19 protein-coding genes, 4 tRNA genes and 1 rRNA gene are annotated in these 20,404 nt (G+C 47.6%); 13 read left to right on the forward strand and 11 right to left on the reverse strand.

What is annotated here, in order from left to right; genetic code table 11:
• Nucleotides 1–214: 214 nt before the first annotated feature.
• A 5S ribosomal RNA gene (gene rrf / locus L4D06_RS12030) occupies nt 215–330 on the forward strand.
• A gap of 360 nt (nt 331–690) precedes the next feature.
• Nucleotides 691–1,029, forward strand: coding sequence for a 50S ribosome-binding protein YggL (locus tag L4D06_RS12035; RefSeq protein WP_274166610.1), 339 nt, complete (start codon nt 691–693; stop codon nt 1,027–1,029).
• A gap of 211 nt (nt 1,030–1,240) precedes the next feature.
• Here L4D06_RS12035 and L4D06_RS12040 read toward each other — a convergent pair whose 3' ends face one another.
• Nucleotides 1,241–1,741, reverse strand: coding sequence for a GNAT family N-acetyltransferase (locus L4D06_RS12040; RefSeq protein WP_429739616.1), 501 nt, complete (start codon nt 1,739–1,741; stop codon nt 1,241–1,243).
• Between the two features lie 85 nt (nt 1,742–1,826).
• A complete protein-coding gene (epmB, locus tag L4D06_RS12045) occupies nt 1,827–2,849 on the reverse strand; it encodes an EF-P beta-lysylation protein EpmB (RefSeq protein WP_429739618.1) in 1,023 nt (340 codons plus the stop codon).
• A gap of 34 nt (nt 2,850–2,883) precedes the next feature.
• On the opposite strand from epmB, the gene efp reads away from it, so the two are divergent.
• Nucleotides 2,884–3,450 carry an elongation factor P gene (gene efp, locus L4D06_RS12050; protein WP_028023417.1) on the forward strand — a complete coding sequence of 189 codons (567 nt, stop codon included), beginning with the start codon at nt 2,884–2,886 and terminating at the stop codon, nt 3,448–3,450.
• A gap of 125 nt (nt 3,451–3,575) precedes the next feature.
• Nucleotides 3,576–3,767, forward strand: coding sequence for a hypothetical protein (locus L4D06_RS12055; protein ID WP_274166613.1), 192 nt, complete (start codon nt 3,576–3,578; stop codon nt 3,765–3,767).
• A 147-nt stretch (nt 3,768–3,914) separates the two neighbouring features.
• Here the strand turns inward: L4D06_RS12055 and frdD are convergent, their stop codons facing one another.
• The 4 genes from frdD to frdA are packed head-to-tail and all read right to left on the reverse strand — an operon-like array spanning nt 3,915 to nt 7,258.
• The gene (frdD, locus tag L4D06_RS12060; protein WP_429739621.1) at nt 3,915–4,277 is read right to left on the reverse strand and encodes a fumarate reductase subunit FrdD; all 363 of its coding nucleotides are present in this window, start codon (nt 4,275–4,277) and stop codon (nt 3,915–3,917) included.
• A 25-nt stretch (nt 4,278–4,302) separates the two neighbouring features.
• Nucleotides 4,303–4,686 (reverse strand): fumarate reductase subunit FrdC, encoded by a 384-nt coding sequence (gene frdC, locus L4D06_RS12065; protein WP_274166615.1) that lies wholly within the window; start codon nt 4,684–4,686, stop codon nt 4,303–4,305.
• A 2-nt stretch (nt 4,687–4,688) separates the two neighbouring features.
• Nucleotides 4,689–5,447, reverse strand: a complete 759-nt coding sequence (locus L4D06_RS12070) for a succinate dehydrogenase/fumarate reductase iron-sulfur subunit (RefSeq protein WP_429739623.1) — start codon at nt 5,445–5,447, stop codon at nt 4,689–4,691.
• On the reverse strand, nt 5,447–7,258 hold the full coding sequence (gene frdA, locus L4D06_RS12075) for a fumarate reductase (quinol) flavoprotein subunit (RefSeq protein ID WP_429739625.1): 1,812 nt from the start codon (nt 7,256–7,258) through the stop codon (nt 5,447–5,449). Before frdA ends, L4D06_RS12070 begins: the two co-directional genes overlap by 1 nt.
• A 460-nt stretch (nt 7,259–7,718) precedes the next feature.
• Here frdA and epmA point away from each other — a divergent pair, with 460 nt between their 5' ends.
• Nucleotides 7,719–8,690: an elongation factor P--(R)-beta-lysine ligase gene (epmA, locus tag L4D06_RS12080; protein ID WP_429739627.1), complete on the forward strand. Its 972-nt coding sequence runs from the start codon at nt 7,719–7,721 to the stop codon at nt 8,688–8,690.
• Between the two features lie 62 nt (nt 8,691–8,752).
• On the opposite strand, the gene L4D06_RS12085 is transcribed toward epmA, so the two are convergent.
• The 4 genes from L4D06_RS12085 to rsgA all read right to left on the reverse strand — a co-directional run bounded on the left by L4D06_RS12085 (nt 8,753) and on the right by rsgA (nt 13,462).
• Nucleotides 8,753–9,640, reverse strand: a complete 888-nt coding sequence (locus L4D06_RS12085; protein WP_429739629.1) for a DMT family transporter — start codon at nt 9,638–9,640, stop codon at nt 8,753–8,755.
• 142 nt (nt 9,641–9,782) lie between these two features.
• Nucleotides 9,783–11,198: an SLC13 family permease gene (locus L4D06_RS12090; RefSeq protein ID WP_429739631.1), complete on the reverse strand. Its 1,416-nt coding sequence runs from the start codon at nt 11,196–11,198 to the stop codon at nt 9,783–9,785.
• Between the two features lie 186 nt (nt 11,199–11,384).
• Nucleotides 11,385–12,287: an archaetidylserine decarboxylase gene (gene asd, locus L4D06_RS12095; RefSeq protein WP_429739633.1), complete on the reverse strand. Its 903-nt coding sequence runs from the start codon at nt 12,285–12,287 to the stop codon at nt 11,385–11,387.
• Nucleotides 12,288–12,409: 122 nt separating this feature from the next.
• On the reverse strand, nt 12,410–13,462 hold the full coding sequence (rsgA, locus tag L4D06_RS12100; RefSeq protein WP_274166622.1) for a small ribosomal subunit biogenesis GTPase RsgA: 1,053 nt from the start codon (nt 13,460–13,462) through the stop codon (nt 12,410–12,412).
• A gap of 78 nt (nt 13,463–13,540) precedes the next feature.
• Here rsgA and orn point away from each other — a divergent pair, with 78 nt between their 5' ends.
• The 5 genes from orn to L4D06_RS12125 all read left to right on the forward strand — a co-directional run bounded on the left by orn (nt 13,541) and on the right by L4D06_RS12125 (nt 14,936).
• Complete coding sequence (gene orn / locus L4D06_RS12105; protein WP_429739635.1) at nt 13,541–14,086, forward strand: oligoribonuclease; 546 nt, start codon at nt 13,541–13,543, stop codon at nt 14,084–14,086.
• Nucleotides 14,087–14,199: 113 nt separating this feature from the next.
• A tRNA-Gly gene (locus tag L4D06_RS12110) sits at nt 14,200–14,275 on the forward strand.
• Nucleotides 14,276–14,378: 103 nt separating this feature from the next.
• Nucleotides 14,379–14,454, forward strand: a tRNA-Gly gene (locus L4D06_RS12115).
• Nucleotides 14,455–14,530: 76 nt separating this feature from the next.
• Nucleotides 14,531–14,606, forward strand: a tRNA-Gly gene (locus L4D06_RS12120).
• Nucleotides 14,607–14,860: 254 nt separating this feature from the next.
• Nucleotides 14,861–14,936, forward strand: a tRNA-Gly gene (locus L4D06_RS12125).
• A 569-nt stretch (nt 14,937–15,505) separates the two neighbouring features.
• Here the strand turns inward: L4D06_RS12125 and queG are convergent.
• Nucleotides 15,506–16,660, reverse strand: a complete 1,155-nt coding sequence (queG, locus tag L4D06_RS12130; protein ID WP_420791248.1) for a tRNA epoxyqueuosine(34) reductase QueG — start codon at nt 16,658–16,660, stop codon at nt 15,506–15,508.
• Nucleotides 16,661–16,684: 24 nt separating this feature from the next.
• Here queG and L4D06_RS12135 point away from each other — a divergent pair, with 24 nt between their 5' ends.
• Genes L4D06_RS12135 through L4D06_RS12145 form a run of 3 tightly spaced genes read left to right on the forward strand, consistent with a single transcriptional unit; the run spans nt 16,685 to nt 20,403 of the window.
• Nucleotides 16,685–18,166 (forward strand): NAD(P)H-hydrate dehydratase, encoded by a 1,482-nt coding sequence (locus L4D06_RS12135; RefSeq protein WP_429739637.1) that lies wholly within the window; start codon nt 16,685–16,687, stop codon nt 18,164–18,166.
• 49 nt (nt 18,167–18,215) lie between these two features.
• Complete coding sequence (tsaE, locus tag L4D06_RS12140) at nt 18,216–18,683, forward strand: tRNA (adenosine(37)-N6)-threonylcarbamoyltransferase complex ATPase subunit type 1 TsaE (protein ID WP_429739639.1); 468 nt, start codon at nt 18,216–18,218, stop codon at nt 18,681–18,683.
• Nucleotides 18,684–18,687: 4 nt separating this feature from the next.
• Nucleotides 18,688–20,403 (forward strand): N-acetylmuramoyl-L-alanine amidase, encoded by a 1,716-nt coding sequence (locus tag L4D06_RS12145; RefSeq protein WP_274166626.1) that lies wholly within the window; start codon nt 18,688–18,690, stop codon nt 20,401–20,403.
• The last annotated feature ends 1 nt before the right edge of the window (nt 20,404 follow it).

Genomic DNA, 20,404 nt, shown 5'->3' on the forward strand with positions numbered 1-20,404 from the left:
ACTCAAAGTAGAACATTGAATGTGTGAAGAACGACGTTAGCTTTCAAGATTTAGGATTTATCCAGCTAGCGCCATGATAGCGCAGGGATAGTGTTCGATAGCAAGGCGGTTTGTGAGTCGAGTGAAGAAGTGTATGAAGTACATGACTGAGCGAGAAAGCAAACAAACGCAGCAAGCGGACAGTATAGCCAGCGGGATAAAACCACCAAATTTGCTTGGCGACCACAGCGTTATGGACCCACCTGACTCCATGCCGAACTCAGTAGTGAAACGTAACAGCGCCGATGGTAGTGTGGGGTCTCCCCATGTGAGAGTAGGACATCGCCAGGCTTCAAATTCGTTTTCGTCTTTTTAAGAAAAGATGAAGGCAAACAGTTAGAAAAGCCCTGACCTTACGGTCAGGGCTTTTTTGCGTTTAGCAAAAATATACCAATAATGTACATCCACCATGTCGGTTAACTTCAGGTGGAGGCCTATGAGGACTTTGCGAAGGAGTAATTAGGCTTTTTAGAAGCTGGTGCTAATAGTTCGCTTACGCATCGAGAAATTTGCCTACATCCAGCGCCAAAACAGACATTGCTGCTTTCGCGATTACAAAGTATTTTCCTCCCGTTTTTTAACCTTTGATACCGACAAGCCCAAGACTAACTTCTACACTGTCAGCACTTGTTAGCTGACAGGAATATATCCATGCCATCACAACGTTCTAAACGATTGAGAAAGAAGCTGTACCTAGATGAGTTTGCGGTGTTTGGCTTTGTGATCAGTCTGAAGCTGAATACCGAAAACGACGAAGAACTGGATACTTTTATTGAATCCTTGGCTGATTTTGCAGAATCTCGTCATCTACTTGTTGCTGGCGGTGGTATGAAAGATATTGAGCTTGTTGTGGGTTCAGCGCTTCGATATGGCTCCGCGACAGCGCAGGACAGGGAGTCAATCAAAGTATGGATTGAAGAACGAGGTGAAGTCGATCTCTTGGAGCTAGGTGTGCTTGTTGATTTGCATCAATTGGAACAGACAGACTAACCCAAATAATATTCGTATAACTGGCTCTTTTTAGGCTTAGATATTGAAGTGAGTCTTTCAAAGAATATTATTCATCTCCGAAATCTATTGAAGTGGACTATATCCATATGGATAAGAAAGTAGCTTAGTTGTTGTTTGATAAACTCAACGGTAAATTCGGGAGGAAGAGCGCGAAAAACTCGTTTTCACGCTGATAGTTAGGAGCCGTTGATCAACTTTCGGGCGTGTTCGAACGCGCCATGTAAAGTGCATCGACGTATTCCCCATTTCGAAAAGCGTAATCCACGGCTTTGCCTTCCTGCTGGAATCCAAATTTCTTATACAAGGCAATAGCGGCCTCATTGTCGCTATAAACGGTTAATTCGATTCGACGTAGGTTCAACCAATTGTCGGCCAAATCTATCATGGCACTAAGCAACTTACTGGCAACGCCTTTTCCGGTGTGGTCATCATGCACAGCCATGCCGAATTCACCCACATGACGTCTGCGTGCGCGACGGTTGGCTTCAAATCCCAACTGACCTACTATCTTATCTTCTTCTTCCGCGATCAGGCTGTAGACGTTATCCGGTAGGTTACTGAGTCGTTTTTCCCACATCGCAAGCGAAGGTAATGGCATTTGTAGCGAACCAGCTTGTGCTTTTGGGCAGGCATAGAGTTGTTGGATTGCTGGAATATCGCGAGGCTCTACAGGACGAACAGTTACAGGCATAGTCACTCCGAGGTAATACAAGAGGGACTTTTCATCATTACTTGCAACTGACTGCTTATCAAGCAGTTTTTTAGGTTACTTTTTTTTATTCGAGATGAAGGTCGAGAGGTGTCTTACTATCACGACCGCCGATTTCACGTGTTAGGCGTGGAACCAAGTAGCCGGAAACTTCTTTGATAAGCCCAGACATCAGCATTTTCGCTTCTTCATCAGCGACTAAGAAATGCGCTGCTCCTTTCACTTTGTCCAGAACATGCAGGTAGTACGGTAAGATACCTGCATCAAACAAACTATTGCTCAGGTTTTTCAGCGCTTCGACAGAATCATTCACGCCACGCAGCAGCACACTTTGGTTTAAAAGGGTGACTCCGGCTATTTTGAGTTTCGCCATTGACGCACGTAACTCATCATCAATCTCATTGGCATGGTTGATGTGGGTGACCAATACCACTCCAAGCCTTGATGATTGAAGCATGTGAGTAAGTGCTAATGTCACCCTTGATGGAATCACGACAGGCAGTCTCGAGTGAATACGAAGGCGCTTGATGTGAGGCACGGATTCTATCGCTTCAATTAGCCATTGCAGTTCATGGTCTTTCGCCATTAGTGGATCCCCACCAGACAGAATAACTTCATCGACTTCCGGGTGATCTTGCAAGTAAGCGATCGTTTTGCGCCAGGTTTCTTTGCCGCCTTTGTTGTCTTGATAAGGGAAATGTCGACGGAAGCAGTATCGACAATTGATCGCACAGCCGCCTTTTACAATCATAAGCACACGATTTTTGTACTTATGAAGGAGTCCGGGAACATCATTATCTTGTTCGTCTAGTGGGTCTATGGTGAAGCCTATCGCTTCCTCAAACTCTTCGATAACAGGCAATACTTGACGCAAAAGCGGGTCATTCGGGTTACCTTTCTCCATTCTATCGATGAAACTTTGTGGCACACGTTGTGAGAACAAGGTGCGTGCAGAGAAGCCGGTCATCCATGGTGTAGGCTCGATCTCGAGCTGTTGCAGAAGAATTTGAGGATCTGAGACAGCATTTGCGATCTCTTTGAGCCACTTTTTCTCAACAGGCGATGCGTTTCGGGTTATTATGTCCGGCATTTATGACAACTTCGAAGATGTTAAGAGGATAGACATGGCGTCTTTTAGCACCAATGAATTCCGCGGTGGAATGAAAATTATGCTTGATAATGAACCTTGTGTCATTATCGAAAACGAATTCGTTAAGCCTGGTAAAGGCCAAGCGTTCAACCGCGTAAAAATCCGCAAGCTGCTTTCTGGCAAAGTGCTGGAGAAGACATTCAAGTCAGGCGACTCAGTGGAAGCTGCTGACGTAATGGATCATGAACTAGACTACCTCTACACAGACGGTGAGTTCTGGCATTTTATGAACGCAGAATCTTTCGAGCAAATCGCTGCTGATGAAAAAGCAGTCAGTGATAACATCAAATGGTTGAAAGAGAATGACCGTTGCACATTGACACTTTGGAACGGTAACCCAATTGCTGTTACTCCGCCAAACTTTGTTGAGCTTGAAGTGACTGAAACAGATCCTGGTCTGAAGGGTGATACCGCTGGTACTGGCGGCAAGCCAGCGACATTGATCACGGGCGCTGTTGTTCGTGTGCCTTTGTTCATTCAAATCGGTGAAGTGATTAAAGTGGATACACGCTCTGGCGAATACGTGAGCCGCGTCAAGTAATCACGGGTCATCTGCTTTGCAGTAAAAAGGTCGCTTAGGCGGCCTTTTTTGTGTCTGTAATTTCGTGAGTTATTTCCCTGTTTGCGATTCAACAGGCGAGTGCCAAAGCTGGCGAGTTTGAAACCATGGCTATCCTAGCAAAAGGTGAAGCAGAATCGGAGGTGCCTAAAGCGACCTATGACGCGTACGGTTCTAATTGTGACGTCTATTTGGTGGAATTGCATCGCGATAACTCGACTGCATTGTACGACAATTTGAAAGACCACAAGATTGAAGAACCAAAGCATTACTTTGGCGTGGTAACAGCGGAAAGATGACCTCTAACCTTGATGTGATTGCCGGTCTAAGGGCATTGGGGATGATGGAAAAAATGGAAGCGTTGCACCAGATGCCAAAGAAATAATGGTGCACAGACAGTAGGAATAAAAAAGGGAGCGAAAGCTCCCTTTTTCGTGCCTGTGAGATTAAATCATAAAGATGAAAATCACAGACAGTGCAGTTACCAAGAATGCAGCGGCATAGCACGCCACTTTTCCAGCAGTTCCTGTATGGAACTTCAGATCGTGCATGCCATGGTGCAAGCGGTGCATCGCATGCCACATAGGCAAAGACAAAGTACCTATAACAAACAATGCGCCAATGAAGCTGGTGACAAAACCAGTTACACGCTCATAGCTCAGGGCTTCTGCGTCTAGAATGCCCATTGGTGCCATGATCCCAAGAACCAAAATGGTTACAGGGGTAATCATTGCAAACCAAGAACCGCCTGCGCCAAATAGTCCCCACCATACTGGTTCGTCAGAACGTTTTGGATTCAAATCGACCACGCTTTATCTCCTCACTTGTATGGTGTTAAACCACAAACAGAACAACGGCAGAGATCACTGCAACGGCTGCCCATTGAGCCAGCACTATGATCTTCTTATCCAACTTTTTGCCACCGATACGAATTGGCATCACCTGTGGCATCATGCTGAAAAACGTCTGCGCATGGAACAAGCTTCCGATCAGTGCCACGATGTTGATCGCGATAACGACAGGATTTGCCATGAAGCTTAGCCAGTTCTGCCAAGCACTTTCGCCAATCACCAAGCTACCTAGGCCAAATGTTAGGAACAAGGTAAAGAAAATCAGTGGTAATACCGTTGCTTCACGCAGCATATACATGCGGTAGAAAGGGTGATCCTTCCACCATGTACGCTTCATTTCACGAACGTAAGGTTTACGGTTAGACATCCTTAAGCCTCCACTTTCTTTGGTGAACCATCAGGTTTGAGCATCGCAATGACAAAGTCCTGAGACGATACGATTTTGCCTTGGTTAACGGCTGCTGCTGGATCAACGCTTTTCGGGCAAACCTCAGAGCAATAGCCGACGAAGGTGCAACCCCACGCGCCGTTTTCACCATTGATCAGGGCCATACGCTCTTGCGCACCGTTGTCACGGCTATCAAGGTTGTAGCGGTGAGCCAACGTTAGCGCTGCAGGGCCGATGAATTCAGGGTTTAGACCAAATTGAGGGCAGGCAGCGTAACAAAGGCCGCAGTTAATACAGCCAGCGAACTGCTTGTAGCGAGCCATTTGCTCTGGCGTTTGGTTATTTGCACCATCTTCAGGCGTGCGGTCGTTGCCAATGATGTAAGGTTTGATCGCTTCAAGACGCTCAATAAATGGCGTCATGTCGACAATCAAATCTTTTTCAATTGGGAAGTTAGCGAGCGGTTCGATAGTCACGCCATCAGGGTAATCGCGTAGGAAAGCTTTACATGCAAGCTTTGGTACGTTGTTCACCATGATGCCGCAAGAGCCGCAGATTGCCATTCGGCAAGACCAGCGATACGCGAGGTGCTTGTCGAGATGGTCTTTGATGTAACCTAATGCATCCAATACCGACATGGTGTCGTCGAATGGCACGTTAAAGGTTTGCAGGCGAGGCTCATCATCTTTCGACGGGTCATAGCGAAGAATGCTGACTTTTTGAATGCGATTGTCTGACATTATGCCTGCTCCTTCTGTTGTTTTTCAGCCTTCTTAGCCGCAGCTTCAGCTTCTTCCGCAGCAGCACCATATAGGCGTGCTTTCGGCTGAGATTTCGTGATTTTCACGTCACCATATGTAATGGTTGGCGCTGCATCTGGGTTATAGAAAGCCAGAGAGTGTTTCAGGAAGTTCGCGTCATCGCGTTCTGTGCAACCCTCGTCAAGACGCTGGTGCGCACCACGAGACTCGCGGCGCATGATTGCAGAGTGTGCCATGGCCTCTGCCACTTCAAGGCCGTAGCCCACTTCAATGGCATACAACAGATCAGTGTTAAACACTTTGCCTTTGTCTTGAATACTAATGTGCTTGTAACGCTCTTTAAGCTCAGTGAGCTTGTCGATGGTTTGTTGCATGAGATCTTCGCGACGGTAGATACCGCAGCCCGCTTCCATGGTGTGCCCCATTTCAGTACGGATTTCGGCCCAATTCTCATCGCCTTCTTGATTCAAGAGTGCATCGATACGCGCTTCAACCGCTGCGATTTGACGGGTAATCTCTTCGTCATTCCAGCCAGTGAATTCAGCCGCACGCTCAACAGCACCTTCACCTGCAACGCGACCAAATACCACCAACTCAGCCAGCGAGTTAGAACCCAGACGGTTAGCACCGTGAAGGCCTACAGATGAACACTCACCTACAGCGAACAAACCTTTGATCGTGGTTTCGTTCTTGCCGTTCGTCTCGATACCACCCATGGTGTAGTGCGCAGTAGGGCGAATAGGGATTGGCTCTTTGGCTGGGTCAACGTTGACATACGCTTTTGCCAATTCACAGATAAATGGCAGACGTTCGTTAAGGTATTCTTCACCTAGGTGGCGAAGATCTAGCAACACCACATCGCCCAGTGCGTGTTTGATTGTGTTGCCCTTTTGCTGCTCGTGCCAGAATGCTTGCGAGACTTTATCGCGTGGGCCGAGTTCCATGTATTTGTTCTTTGGCTGACCAATCGGTGTTTCTGGGCCCATGCCGTAATCTTGAAGGTAACGGTAACCGTTTTTGTTGACAATAATACCGCCTTCACCACGACAACCTTCCGTCATCAGAATGCCGGTGCCTGGCAGGCCCGTTGGGTGATATTGAACAAACTCCATATCACGCAGTGCAGCACCATGGCGATAGGCCATTGCCATGCCGTCGCCTGTTACGATACCACCGTTGGTGTTGCAGTTATAAACGCGGCCTGCGCCTCCTGTTGCTAGAATGACGGATTTTGCCTTAATGCAGACCAACTCGCCCTCAGACATATGAATGGCGATCAGGCCTTGTGCTTCACCGTCTACAACGAGTAAGTCCACCACGAAGTACTCGTCAAGACGTTTAATTTGCTTGTACTTGATAGACGTTTGGAAAAGCGTGTGCAGCATGTGGAAGCCAGTTTTATCAGCCGCGAACCACGTGCGCTCAACTTTCATGCCACCGAAACGACGAACGTTTACGTCACCGTTTTCTTTGCGGCTCCATGGGCAACCCCATTGTTCCAATTGGATCATTTCGCGAGTTGCATTCTCAACGAAATATTCCACAACATCCTGTTCACAAAGCCAATCACCACCGCCAACGGTATCGTTGAAGTGGTTATCGAGGCTATCCTCATCCTTGATGACGGCGGCAGAACCACCCTCAGCGGCCACCGTGTGGGAGCGCATCGGGTATACCTTAGAAATCAGAGAGATTTCTAGTTCTGGGTTTGCTTCAGCTGCAGCAATAGCGGCACGAAGGCCAGCGCCGCCAGCGCCAATAACAGCGATATCTGTGGTAATTGTTTTCACAGCTATCCTCCGGAGGATTGTTAAAAAATAAGAGATGCAATCTGTGCATCGAACTCAAAAGCTATCCCCATCTTAGGGAACTTGGCCTCATCACTATTTGACCTGAAAGGGTATTTGTTCCGACTTTTCGGCTTTCTTGGGCGTTAAGCCACAGAAGTGTGATCTGGGTCGTCAGTGAAAGAAAATACACATGTTAATGGCGGGTTACCTAGCCATTTCGTATGTTTCTGACACGTAAAAAGTGCATTGCACTTGGGTGATTTAACTCTTTATTTTTAAAGGTTTTTATTTGATGCATGCTTGAGGCGAATAAACAGCGGCTTTCAGTTTGATGGCGCTAATATCTTTGACTTGTTCAAGCACTCGAAAACATAAATTCGACTTGATGGTAGAGGGCTTTCTATAAGAAGGCAGCAAGAGATACAATGTGGCCAATCCCAATGAAAGAGAATGATTCAATATGACTCCGCAGTGGCGTCCTACGTCTGATATCGAGACATTAAAAGCACGCGCAACCTTGATGCGTAATATCCGTCAGTTTTTTGCAGAGCGCGACGTCATGGAAGTAGACACACCCGCAATGAGTCAAGCGACGGTCACAGATATTCATTTACATACTTTCCGAACCGATTTTGTCGGCCCTGGTTATGCGAAAGGTATACCGCTTTATTTGATGACGAGCCCTGAGTTTCACATGAAACGGTTGTTGGCTGCTGGCAGTGGTGCCATCTATCAAATCAATAAAGCCTTTCGTAACGAAGAGGCGGGTCGTCACCACAACCCTGAATTTACTATGTTGGAGTGGTATCGCCCGGGATTTGACCATCACGCACTCATGGATGAGATGGATATGCTGCTGCAACTTGTGATGCGCGTAGGTCAAGCTGAGCGTATGACCTATCAAGATGCGTTCATCTCTGTGCTTGGAGTCTGTCCACTCGAGGGCACAATGGCGCAGCTAAAATTGGCAGCAAGAACGCTGGGGCTGTCAGATATCGCTGAGCCTGAAGAAGACCGTGATACCTTGCTGCAATTGCTGTTTAGCGTGGGTGTCGAGCCTGATATTGGGCAAACAGTACCTGCTTTTGTGTATAACTTTCCTGCATCACAGGCCGCACTTGCGAAAGTATGTAGTGATGATAAACGCGTTGCTGCGCGTTTTGAGGTTTACTTCAAAGGCATTGAACTCGCCAACGGTTTCTATGAGCTGGACAATGCTGATGAGCAGCTTGCTCGTTTTGAAGAAGACAACCGAAAGCGCGAAAGCATGGGACTGAAGGCGCAGCCTATCGACGACCACTTGATTGAAGCAATCCGACATGGTTTGCCTGATTGTGCAGGCGTTGCCTTGGGGATTGATCGTTTGATCATGTTGGCGCTAGGTAAATCACACATCGATGACGTTATCGCTTTCCCTGTTGGACGCGCTTAACTGAAAACGCCGCAATGAATGCGGCGTTTTTATGTTCGAGCGTTGAAGGCGGCTGAACAGCCCTAGCTTGAAACAATGAGCCCTGCTCCTGTTACCGCAAGCGCGGCGCCAATCCACGCACTCGGTGATGGACGCACTTTGGTGAACAGCCAAATGAGTGGCAGGACCATGACAGGTGTGGTTGATGACAGCAGTGCCACCATACCCACTTCGCCCCACTTCAACGCGTACATAATCAGCGTCATGCCGACGGCCATAGCAAGGAAGCCGTTGACCACCACCATACCGAAAATACGCCAATTAATTGGATTCACTGGTTGTGCAACACGCACTTGCAACAGAACGAGTATGCCGTGTGCGGTAAATGCCGCAATCATACGAATGGCTGATGCAGCGATGGGATCAACGTTACCCGTCAGGACGGGTTTAGCAATCACGCCACCTAACGACTGACAAAGCGCCGCTGTTAAACCAAGGGCGATGGCGACGCCCAAGCTACCTTTCGTTTCCTCCCATTGGTGGGCATTTCCGCTTTGGCGGAAAAAGACGGCAATCATGACGCCGGAAAACACCAAGATAGCGCCGACAAGTCGAATGCCTTGTAGAGTTTCACCAAATAGCCAGATACCTAGCAGAGCAGAAAAGCCTGCGTGGCAGGAATACAAAAGGCCTGAGCGTCGCGGACCGATTCGATTCATGCAGCCAAACAGAGCGGTATCACCAATAAATATACCAATCAGGCCAGACACCGCCATGGGCCACCAAATGTCCGACGTGATGGTTGCCCATCCTCCGGTAAATAGCGCTAAGAGTGACAGCATGATTGACACACAGGCCATACGCCAACGGCTATAGGCAAAACTGCCTAAGTGGCGAGCGGGCGTCACCGATATTAGGCTGGAAATACCCCAAAGAAAGGCGGCGGCAAGCGCTAGCCATTCATATCCCAAGAGAGCGTCCTCATAAGATGCGAGCCAAAGTTCGCGTTGTTAAATTTGAAAAGGAGCGAGAGTGTATATGGACTTGGGACTTGGGGAAAGGCTCGGCGGCCTTTCCGACCAGAAGTTCGAAAGTGCTAAGTAAGAAAAGGCGCTAGGTGATAATAAACATGGCACCATACACCATGATTAAGCCAGTGATACCCAAAATAAGGCCGACTTTGGCCATGTCTTTGCTTTCAATTAACCCCGTCGAATATGCCAAGCTGTTAGGGGGCGTCGACACAGGTAGTATCATGCCAAGTGAAGCAGAAAATGCGACCACAACCAATAGTCCTTGAATTCCCCCTATGGCGGATAGGCTTTGCATGGACGTTGCTACAGCAGCCGCAATCGGCATAAGAAGGTTCGCTGTGGCGGTATTCGACATGAAGTTTGCCATCAACCAGCAAATGAGGGATAGCGTAAGTACGACCGCTACAGGGGACAAGGTATCGTAATCAACGGCGTGTGCAAGTGCAGAGGCCAACCCCGTTTTATCAAGCGCTAAGCCGATGGCGATACCACCGGCGACAAGCCACAACACATCCCAATTGATGAGCTTCAATTCTTCTTTGCCCATAATGCCAGTGAGGGTGAAGATGGCCAGAGGAACAATCGACACGACATATGTGTTCATGCCATGAAGGCTGGTAGTCATCCAAAGCAGTATCGTGACGGCGAAGGTCGTGTAAACCGTATAAGCGCGCCAGCTTTTTTGGAATCTCCCGTTTAGCTTAAGCCTCATTTCACTTTGACTGGCGGGGTAGAGTGCTTGCAGTAACCACCATGCGAATGCCAGTTGCACCACCACAAAGGGCAAGCCCATTGCCATCCAATCTAAAAAGCTAATGGCATTTTCCCCAGTGAGATATTGCAAAGCAATTGCGTTGGGCGGCGTTCCGATTGGTGTCGCAATACCGCCAGTGTTGGCAGCGATAGGAATGCAGAGGACCAGCGCTTTGATCCCCGTGTCTCCTTTAGGGACGGAAGCAACAATCGGAGCCAGTAGCGCGAGCATCATCACAGTGGTGGCAGTGTTAGACATAAACATCGAAAACACCGCGGTGATCATCATAAGACCAAGCATGATAAAGCGTGGTTTATTGCCGAAAGGTTTGAGAAGTACGCGAGCGAGGTTGTTGTCTAAATCGTATTTTGACGCCGCAATCGCAAGGGAAAAGCCGCCCATGAAAAGGATAATGATCGGCGATGAGAAGGCGCTGAAAATATCGGTGTACGCGATGAGATCGCCTAATTCATGATCAGACGTTGTGTCTCGGAACATATTGAGTCCCTTATCGGAAATCATGATCAGTTCGAGTGCGATGATGAGAATTGATGTGGCGAAAACGGGGACGGGTTCGAGTACCCAAAGTAATGCCGCGAGTAGGAAGATAGCGAGCAAACGATGCTGGATGATCGTTAAATTGTCGAGAGGGATCCAATCGGTAGGCATGAGTAAAATGCCGAGCGGGATGCCAAAGGCAATGACAAATTTAAGTATTACCGCACGAGAGAGTGTTGACATAAGGCTGATCCCATCCTCTTTGAATGAAGTGATGGCATCATATTCATGTTTTAATTCATTGAGTTGGATGCCATTTTACTTTCAACAGCATACGGGGGAGAAAAGAAAATACTCTGTGCTCTGATAAAGTTTGAGCACAAAAAAAGGGCAATAATGCCCTTTTCGTCGCAGATCGTAATTTTGCCGTTAAACGGTTTCTATTTCGCTCTGTTCTTGATTGTGTATCGCGACTTTTTGATGAGCGTAGCTTTCTCCCATGCGGGTTGCTTTGCCAGCGACAATGCTCTCGTCAAAGGTAATCGCCCCTTTCGGGAATAGGTTGATTACGGTCGATCCCAATTTGAAGCGACCCATTTCTGAGCCTTTCTGAATGGTGACTGACTGATCGCCTTCGGCAGGGTAATCCCAACGACGAATGCTTTGACCAGTAGGTGGCGTGATGGTGCCTGCCCACGTGGTTTCGATGCTACCTACAATAGTTGCACCGACAAGCACTTGTGCAAGTGGGCCAAATGCGGTGTCAAAAATACACACTACACGCTCATTGCGTGCAAATAGGTTTGGCACATTTTCAGCAGTGAGTGGGTTAACCGAAAACAGGTCACCCGGTACATAGATCATTTGGCGAAGCGTGCCATCGCATGGCATATGAACACGGTGATAGTCACGCGGCGACAGATATAAGGTCGCAAAATCACCGTCAGCAAATTCTTCAGCCAATGTTGCGTCACCACCGAGTAATTCGCACGCATCAAAGGTGTGACCTTTGGCTTGGATCAGTCGGCCTTGCTCGATAGGACCGGCTTGACTGACACAAGCATCAGCGGGGTGGCTAATGACGCTTGCTTCATCATTGATTGGACGAGCACCGTCCTTCAATTCACGAACAAAGAAATCGTTGAACGTTGGGTAGCTTGCTGGATCTGGATTTTTAGCTTCACCCATTTCCACCTTGTACTGACGTACGAACCATTTGATCACAGCGGTCGTCAAAAAGCCGGCTTTAGCAGCAGCAAGTTTACCTACAAGGCGGGTTAGTAGATGTTTTGGCATGCAGTACTGCAGACCAATTTTCAAATCGTTAGACACAGTTGTTATTCCTAACTCGTCGAATGGCTTAGAGAAATCCCAAAGGCCGAAATGTAAAAAGCGGCCTAGTTTACAAAATTAACAGGCCGCTAACCAGATGGAGGGGGAAAATCGACGGACGATCAGTTTTCTTTGTTGCGTGAAAACTGTCGATTTGCCTTCATTTCAGACATGCTATCGATGATCTTGTGGTAGCTATTAAAGCGCTCGGTACTGATCTTACCACCTTCAACTGCATCTCGGATCAAGCAACCTGGGTCGTCTTTGTGTTTGCAATCGCGGAATTTACAGCCGCCAATGTAATCACGAAACTCTTTGAAACCTAGTGTGACTTGCTCTGGCTCCAAGTGCCAAAGTCCGAACTCACGTACCCCTGGACTATCAATAAGATCGCCTCCATCGGGGAAGTGATAAAGGCGAGCAGTGGTGGTAGTGTGCTGACCCAGTCCTGAGTTTTCAGATACTTCGCACGTCTCGGCATTCACTTCTGGAAGCAGAACATTCACCAAGCTGGATTTACCGACTCCCGATTGGCCGACAAAAATACTGGTTACGTCAGCAAGCTTTGCTTTTAACGCAGCCATACCTTCACCTGTTTTCTGGCTAACCATCATGACGTCGTAACCGATTTGATGATAAATCGCGAGCATGTTCTTTACGATGTCGAGACCGTTTTCATCAAGCAAGTCTATTTTGTTGATCACGATTAGAGGCTTGAAATCAACCTGTTCGGTAGCAATCAAGTAACGGTCTATAATGTCGGTAGACAGTTCGGGTAGAATTGCAGAAACGATCACAACTTGATCAATGTTGGCTGCGACTGGTTTTACACCGTCATAGTAATCTGGGCGAGTAAGCACTGAGTGACGTTCGTGGACAGCTTCCACAACGCCAGCAATGCCTTGCAATGTTTTAACGCCAGGACGCCAGACGACAGTATCCCCAGTCACCAAGCTTTCGATTGAGCGGCGAAGGTTACATCGTTGAACAGCACCGGTTTGAAGATCTTCAATATCTGCGTGTTGTCCAAAACGAGTGATCACGACCCCTTCACGGGCTGATTCCAGTAAGGATTCATCCCACTGGACATCCTTTTGCTGACGATCAATTCGTTTATTTTGGTTTGTCCGTACTCGGCGCAATTGGCCTTTTGTGAGATTTTTCTTTTTTGCCACGAGAATGTCGCTAGTTTAGTTGGCTTTCAAGTCAGGCTAAGTATGATACATGGTTTATTTGTAAAATAGGCAATTTGGATGTCTTTCAGCGATAAGAATTTAATCTGGATTGATCTTGAGATGACAGGACTTGATCCACAGGTCCACAAAGTCATTGAGATCGCTACCGTTGTTACAGATGCTGAACTTAATGTTTTAGCCGAAGGCCCAGTCATAGCCATTAATCAATCTGACGATGAATTGGCAATAATGGATGAGTGGTGCACGAACACACACACTCGCAGTGGGCTGGTGGATCGTGTGAAAGCGAGCACAGTGAATGAAGAGCAAGCTATCAAAGAAACGATCGCGTTTCTTAAAGATTGGGTGCCTGCAGGTGTTTCTCCGATCTGTGGCAATAGCGTAGGGCAAGATCGTCGATTCCTTTATCAGCATATGCCTGAACTAGAACGCTTCTTTCATTACCGCACCGTCGACGTCAGTACCATCAAAGAGTTGGTCAGACGCTGGCAGCCAGATCTTCTGACTGGCTTCCAAAAGCAAGGGACTCATTTGGCAATGGATGACATCCGAGAGTCAATTGAAGAACTGCGCTACTACAGAAGTAAGATCTTTACGATCTGATGCCAAAATAAGCGATACGAAGAAATTTCAAAATTTATGAGTTTAGAGGCTTGCATCCCTGATTTTTCTTCGTATAATTCGCAGCCCTGACAGAGACAATTGTCTTTGATTAAGCGACACTAGCTCAGCTGGTAGAGCGCAACCTTGCCAAGGTTGAGGTCACGAGTTCGAACCTCGTGTGTCGCTCCACTTCTCTTGTGGAACAGGATGTTATCGATTTGTCGATAGCAGATCATGCAAAGTTTGCGGGTCATTAGAAATAAAGATCACTTGATGATCATGAAAGATCTTTGCGACACTAGCTCAGCTGGTAGAGCGCAACCTTGCCAAGGTTGAGGTCACGAGTTCGAACCTCGTGTGTCGCTCCAATTTCTTTCAAAAAGAGAATTCACTTTTGATTCGTTGAAAGTGAAAGAAAAGCCCGATGCAAATCGGCACTGTGATGCGACACTAGCTCAGCTGGTAGAGCGCAACCTTGCCAAGGTTGAGGTCACGAGTTCGAACCTCGTGTGTCGCTCCAAACTCTTTCAAAAAGAGAAAGCACTTTTGATTCGTCAAGAGTGAAAAATAAGCCCGGTGTAAATCGGCACTATGATGCGACACTAGCTCAGCGAGCAGAGTGCAACCTTACCAAGGTTTAGGTCACACCTAATCCTTGAAGATCGGGAACCTCGTGTGTTGCTTCAAACTCTTTCGATTCGTCGAAAGTGCGAAACGCAAGTTACCTTGTCATTCGCTTCAGAAATTGCCGAAATCATTCGGACGCTCTTTAATGCGACACTAGCTCAGTTGGTAGAGCGCAACCTTGCCAAGGTTGAGGTCACGAGTTCGAACCTCGTGTGTCGCTCCAAATTTCTTGCAGTTAATCATCTGCAAGCACCAACACTTCGCATAACACGTACCAGTTATCTGTAGGGTACCGCGAATCGTTGTCTTTAATGCTGTGAAGCATTATCTCAGGGCAAGGTCTAGCCCATAAAATCTGAATGCTTTGTAAATCTCGTATGCCACTGATGCATACTGGTCATATTTCAATGTTTCTCACAGAGTTATCCACAGCAGCCAAGTTGTGGGTAAAGCCGTTGATGAATAAATGAAGGTGTGACCTTTCTCAGAATTTACTGTTCGTTAGGTGATCGGTGGATAACTGAGGGTTGTGTGTGTTCTCTTTTTTAACTTCATGTTTATAAAGAGTTTTTATTGTTGGTGTACGCTGTTTTCAAAAGCTTATCCCCAATATTGTCACCTAGCGTGATGTGACACGGGAATTATTCACAGAGTGTGTTTAACTTTGTCGATATGCACTGTTTTATAGCGTACTGAAAATGTTTTCCACATTACGCAGCAGAAGTGAACCTATGTCTTATTTCTGCATCTTTCTTCGCTGATGAAGAGGACATCTATTAAGATTTGCACTATTTATGCATCTCTGGATAAGCCTTTCTGAACAATTCTGACTAACCGTTTTGTGGAAGCGGGTAGTACGTTAACCTCGCCTTCTTTCCTGCGTTCAATCTGTTGAGTGATTGCCCAATTTAGGTGCTCATCAAGCATAGCAGAGAAATTTTTGGCTGCCTGCAAAAGCGCAACGATCTCTGGGTCATATGGTGCGTTCCCCATCGCTACAGACAGGTTTCTACGCCATTTCTCGTGGCCTATACGGCGAATCGCTGAACCTTCCGTTTCTTTCAAAAATGTTGATTCATCCCAACTGAATAACGTCTTCAATGATTGCTGAACCAAACTTGAACGTCCATGAAAGTCGGTTTCTTGTGTAACTTCTGCTTCGCGGTTGTATGGGCAGACCAATTGGCAGTCATCACAGCCGTAAATACGGTTACCCATAGGGCGGCGAAACTCTTCTGGGATGGGGCCATCGAGCTCGATAGTGAGATAGGAAATACAACGGCGTGCATCAACGACTGTGTCTCCAACAATCGCGTCGGTAGGGCATGACGTGATACAGGCTACGCATTTGCCGCACTGATTCTCTACAGGCTCGTCAACGGGTAGTGGCAGATCAATGAGTAGCTCTCCGAGGAAAAACCACGACCCTGCTTCTTGGCTGAGCAATAAAGAGTGTTTTCCTGTCCAACCTAGCCCCGCTTTTTCAGCCAATGGCCTTTCAAGTACAGGTGCGGAGTCAACAAAAGGTCTATAGCCAAACTCACCGACTTCTTGCGATATGCGATCGCCCAACTTCTTGAGTCGATTTCTGATCAGCTTATGATAATCACGACCGAGAGCGTAGCGACTGATGTAAGCGAGGGATGGGTCGTCCAGTGTTTTGGCGAATCCTGCATTGGGGGGCAAGTAATCCATACGCGCACTGATCACGCGGATAGTGCCTTCAACCAACTCTTGTGGACGCGCCCGCATCATGCCGTGGCGTGCCATCCAGTCCATCTCACCGTGGTAACCCGCATCTAACCATCGCTGAAGTTGCTCTTCATGCTGACGGAGATCGATATCAGTGATACCGATATGCTGAAAACCTAGTTCGCGACCCCATTGCCTGATATTTTCAGCAAGCAGGTCAAAATTAATCGATGATGAAGATCGAGAGTTAGGCATAAAGATCAGGATGGATGACTGAAGATGGCGGCGAGTTTACCACAATCCCTTTACCGATCGGATCAGGTTAAGCGCGGAGAGCGTAAGATCGCATCGGATCTTGGTGTGGAAATGTACGATCTTATGGAGCGAGCAGGCTTAGCGGCGTTTTGTTTGCTTCGACAGCGTTGGCCTGAAGCGAAAAAGATCCTGATCACATGTGGCAGCGGCAACAATGGTGGCGATGGTTATGTTGTTGGTCGCTTGGCAATAGAGGCGGGGCTACAAGTTGTGCTGTGGTCTGCGAGTGATCCTGAGACATTAACGGGAGAAGCGCGAACCGCGAAACAAGCATTCTTGGCACAAAGCGGCGTTATATTGTCTGCTGATCTGCCATCAGAGCCGTTTGATCTGATCGTCGATGCGCTGTTTGGAACAGGGCTATCGCGAGCCGTGGAGGGTCATTACCGTAATGCGATAAAAGTGATAAATGCGTCCGGTTCGCCTGTATTGGCTATTGATATTCCTAGTGGACTGCACGCGGACACGGGCTCTGTTTTTGGTGATGCTATCAATGCGGACTGCACCATCAGCTTTGTGGCATTGAAGCAGGGGTTGTTCACGGGGAAAGCTGCCGATCATTGTGGGTACATCGTTTTTGATGGTCTTGGCATTCATGAGGCGTTTGAAGCGCATATCCCTACTTCAGTTACACTGCTAGGTGTCAATCTCTTAAAGGATTTTCAGCCTGTTCGCCGACGTAGTGCGCATAAAGGACAATGCGGGCGTTTACTTTGTATTGGCGGCCAGCAAGGCATGGGTGGAGCGATCATCTTATGCGGTCAAGCGGCACTGCGAACTGGCGCGGGGTTAGTGGCACTTTTAACTGATAAGACGCATATCAATGCCATTTTAGCCCGCCAACCTGAGTTGATGATCCGCCAATGGCAAAAAGAAGATGGCGCTCAAGCGCTTTCATCAGTGATACATTGGGCGGATGTTCTTGCGCTGGGACCTGGGTTAGGTCAATCAGTATGGGCGCGTGCTTTATTTGAGGCCGCATTGGCAAGTCAGTTGCCGGTGGTGGTGGATGCAGACGCATTAAGCCTGCTGTCGCATTTCCCACATAATTATGATCATTGGGTGCTCACGCCTCATCCGGGAGAGGCGGCAAGATTATTAGATCTCACAGTAGAAGAAATTGAACGGGATCGGTTTTCTGCCGTCAAAGAAATACATAATCGTTACGGCGGTGTGGTGGTGCTTAAAGGTGCAGGCACAATCGTTTATGATGGTACGTATTGTTCGGTGATTCATGCTGGTAACCCTGGCATGGCATCGGGAGGCATGGGGGATGTGTTAACTGGCGTGATAGCGTCTTGTTTAGCGCAAACTCAATCGGTTAAAGAGGCGGCAAGGTTTGGCACGCTCTTGCACAGTTACGCTGCAGATATTGCTGCGCAGCATGGGGAGCGAGGGCTGTTAGCCAGTGACTTGCTACCTTTGCTTGGAAACAACATAGAATAAATGCAGATTTGACGGCGAATGACCGTCAAACAACAAAGCAGTGAGAAACATGACAATAACTTTTAATACTGAACTTGCTGATGAGCAAGCCACAGTGGCGTTGGGTGCGGCACTCGCAGCAGCGTGTTCACAACAAACCACCATCTACCTGCATGGGGATTTAGGAGCAGGTAAAACCACGTTTTCTCGTGGTTTTATTCAATCTCTTGGTCATAACGGCAATGTGAAAAGTCCAACCTATACATTGGTTGAGCCATACCAACTCGCCTCTTGGCAGGTTTACCACTTCGATCTTTACCGTTTGGCTGATCCCGAAGAGCTCGAATTCATGGGGATCCGTGATTACTTCACACCTGACGCACTTTGTTTGGTTGAATGGCCGGAAAAAGGTGAAGGCATGTTGCCAGAACCTGATCTCGATATCACACTGAAATATAACGGTGAACAACGTACGGTGCAGGTTATAGCAAATACTGCGGTCGGCGAAACCCTGATTGATAGTTTGGAGTGGAAATAGAGTTATGCGTTGGCGGGGTGTGTTAGTAGGGATCATCGTATGGTTGGGGATCATGACCTCAGCGTGGGCAAATTCACTTGAAAATGTGCGTATTTGGCCAGCACCTGATGAAACTCGCGTGGTGATGGATATGGCGAGTGAGCCTTCCTACACGTTTTTCACACTCACCAAGCCTAATCGCCTTGTGGTCGATCTTAAAGATACTTCTTTGGGCATGAAACTCCCCAAAGAGGTCAAAGACAGCAAAATCCTCACCAAGATACGCAAAAGTAATCCCGCCAAAAAAGGGGATTATCGGCTTGTGTTTGAGCTGAAAAATAAAAGCCTTCCGCGTATTTTTGCCCTCGCTCCTGGTGGTGAATATGGGCACCGTCTTGTTATCGATTTGCCACACAGCGCAAAAGCAGTTGCTGTTAAGCCTGTCGTGAAAAAACCTCAGCCGACAGAAGCACAAGCGGCACTGCCGTTTGGCACCGACGACATTATTATTGCGTTAGACCCTGGCCACGGCGGTAACGACCCCGGCGCGATTGGGCCTAGACGTAAATATGAAAAGCACGTCACCCTTTCTATCGCTCGTCGCGTGGCCAAAAAGATAAATGCGACGCCTGGGCTTAAAGCAGTGCTCACTCGAAATGGTGATTACTTTGTTGATTTGAATAAGCGCTCCGAGATTGCTCGTAAGCATGGTGCACACCTATTGGTGTCTATCCATGCTGATGGTTTTCATAAACCTCAGCCAAACGGCGCGTCTGTATGGGTGTTGTCTCGTCGCCGCGCCAACAGTGAAATCGGTCGTTGGATCGAAAAACACGAAGAGCAATCGAACTTGCTTGGTGGGGGAGCACTGTTAGATGACAACGAAGATGAATACCTCAGCCGTGCGGTTTTGGATCTGCAATTTAGTAATTCGCAAAAAGAAGGCTTTGACGTTGCGACCCGAATACTAAAAGAAATGGGTAAAGTCACGAAACTGCATAAATCTAGCCCAGAGCATGCGAGCCTTGCGGTACTAAAATCGCCAGATATCCCTTCGTTGCTGGTGGAAGCAGGTTTCATTACTAACCCTAAAGAAGAAAAGTTGCTACTTAGCTCCAGCCATCAGCAAAAAATTGCCAATGCTGTATTCAAAGGGGTACTGACATATTTTGAGGACTTTCCTCCTGATGGCACTTTGATAGCTGCGCGTAAAAATGGCATTAAGCACAAAGTTACAACGGGTCAATCATTGTCGGTTATTGCGAAGAAATACGGCAGTTCTGTGTCAGCGATTAAAGCAGCGAACGGGCTTAAATCAACGTCATTACGCATTGGTCAGGTATTGACTGTGCCTGATGTGAACGTGACGGCCTTGTCATCAAAAACCTCCAATACAACATCAAGTGCTAAAGCGGTGACGCAGACAACATCGAGAACGATAACCAAAGTTCATACCGTGGGACGTGGGGAGTTTTTGGGTAAAATTGCCACAGAATACGGCGTTACCATTGCCAGCATTCGCAGTGCCAATAAGCTGCGATCTGATGAATTGGCGATTGGTCAAAAGTTGAAAATTGTTGGTATTAAGCCAAAGAAAAAACAGCACAAAGTGAAGCGCGGAGAGTATCTGGGTAAAATCGCCAGTAACTACGGTGTGTCGATAGACAGTATTCGCAATGCCAACAAGTTACGTTCTGATCAGCTGGCGGTTGGCCAAACCTTGATTATTCCCGGGAGCTAAT

Origin of the sequence: Enterovibrio makurazakiensis (assembly GCF_050336585.1) — a bacterium.
GTDB classification, from domain to species: Bacteria; Pseudomonadota; Gammaproteobacteria; order Enterobacterales; family Vibrionaceae; genus Enterovibrio; species Enterovibrio gelatinilyticus.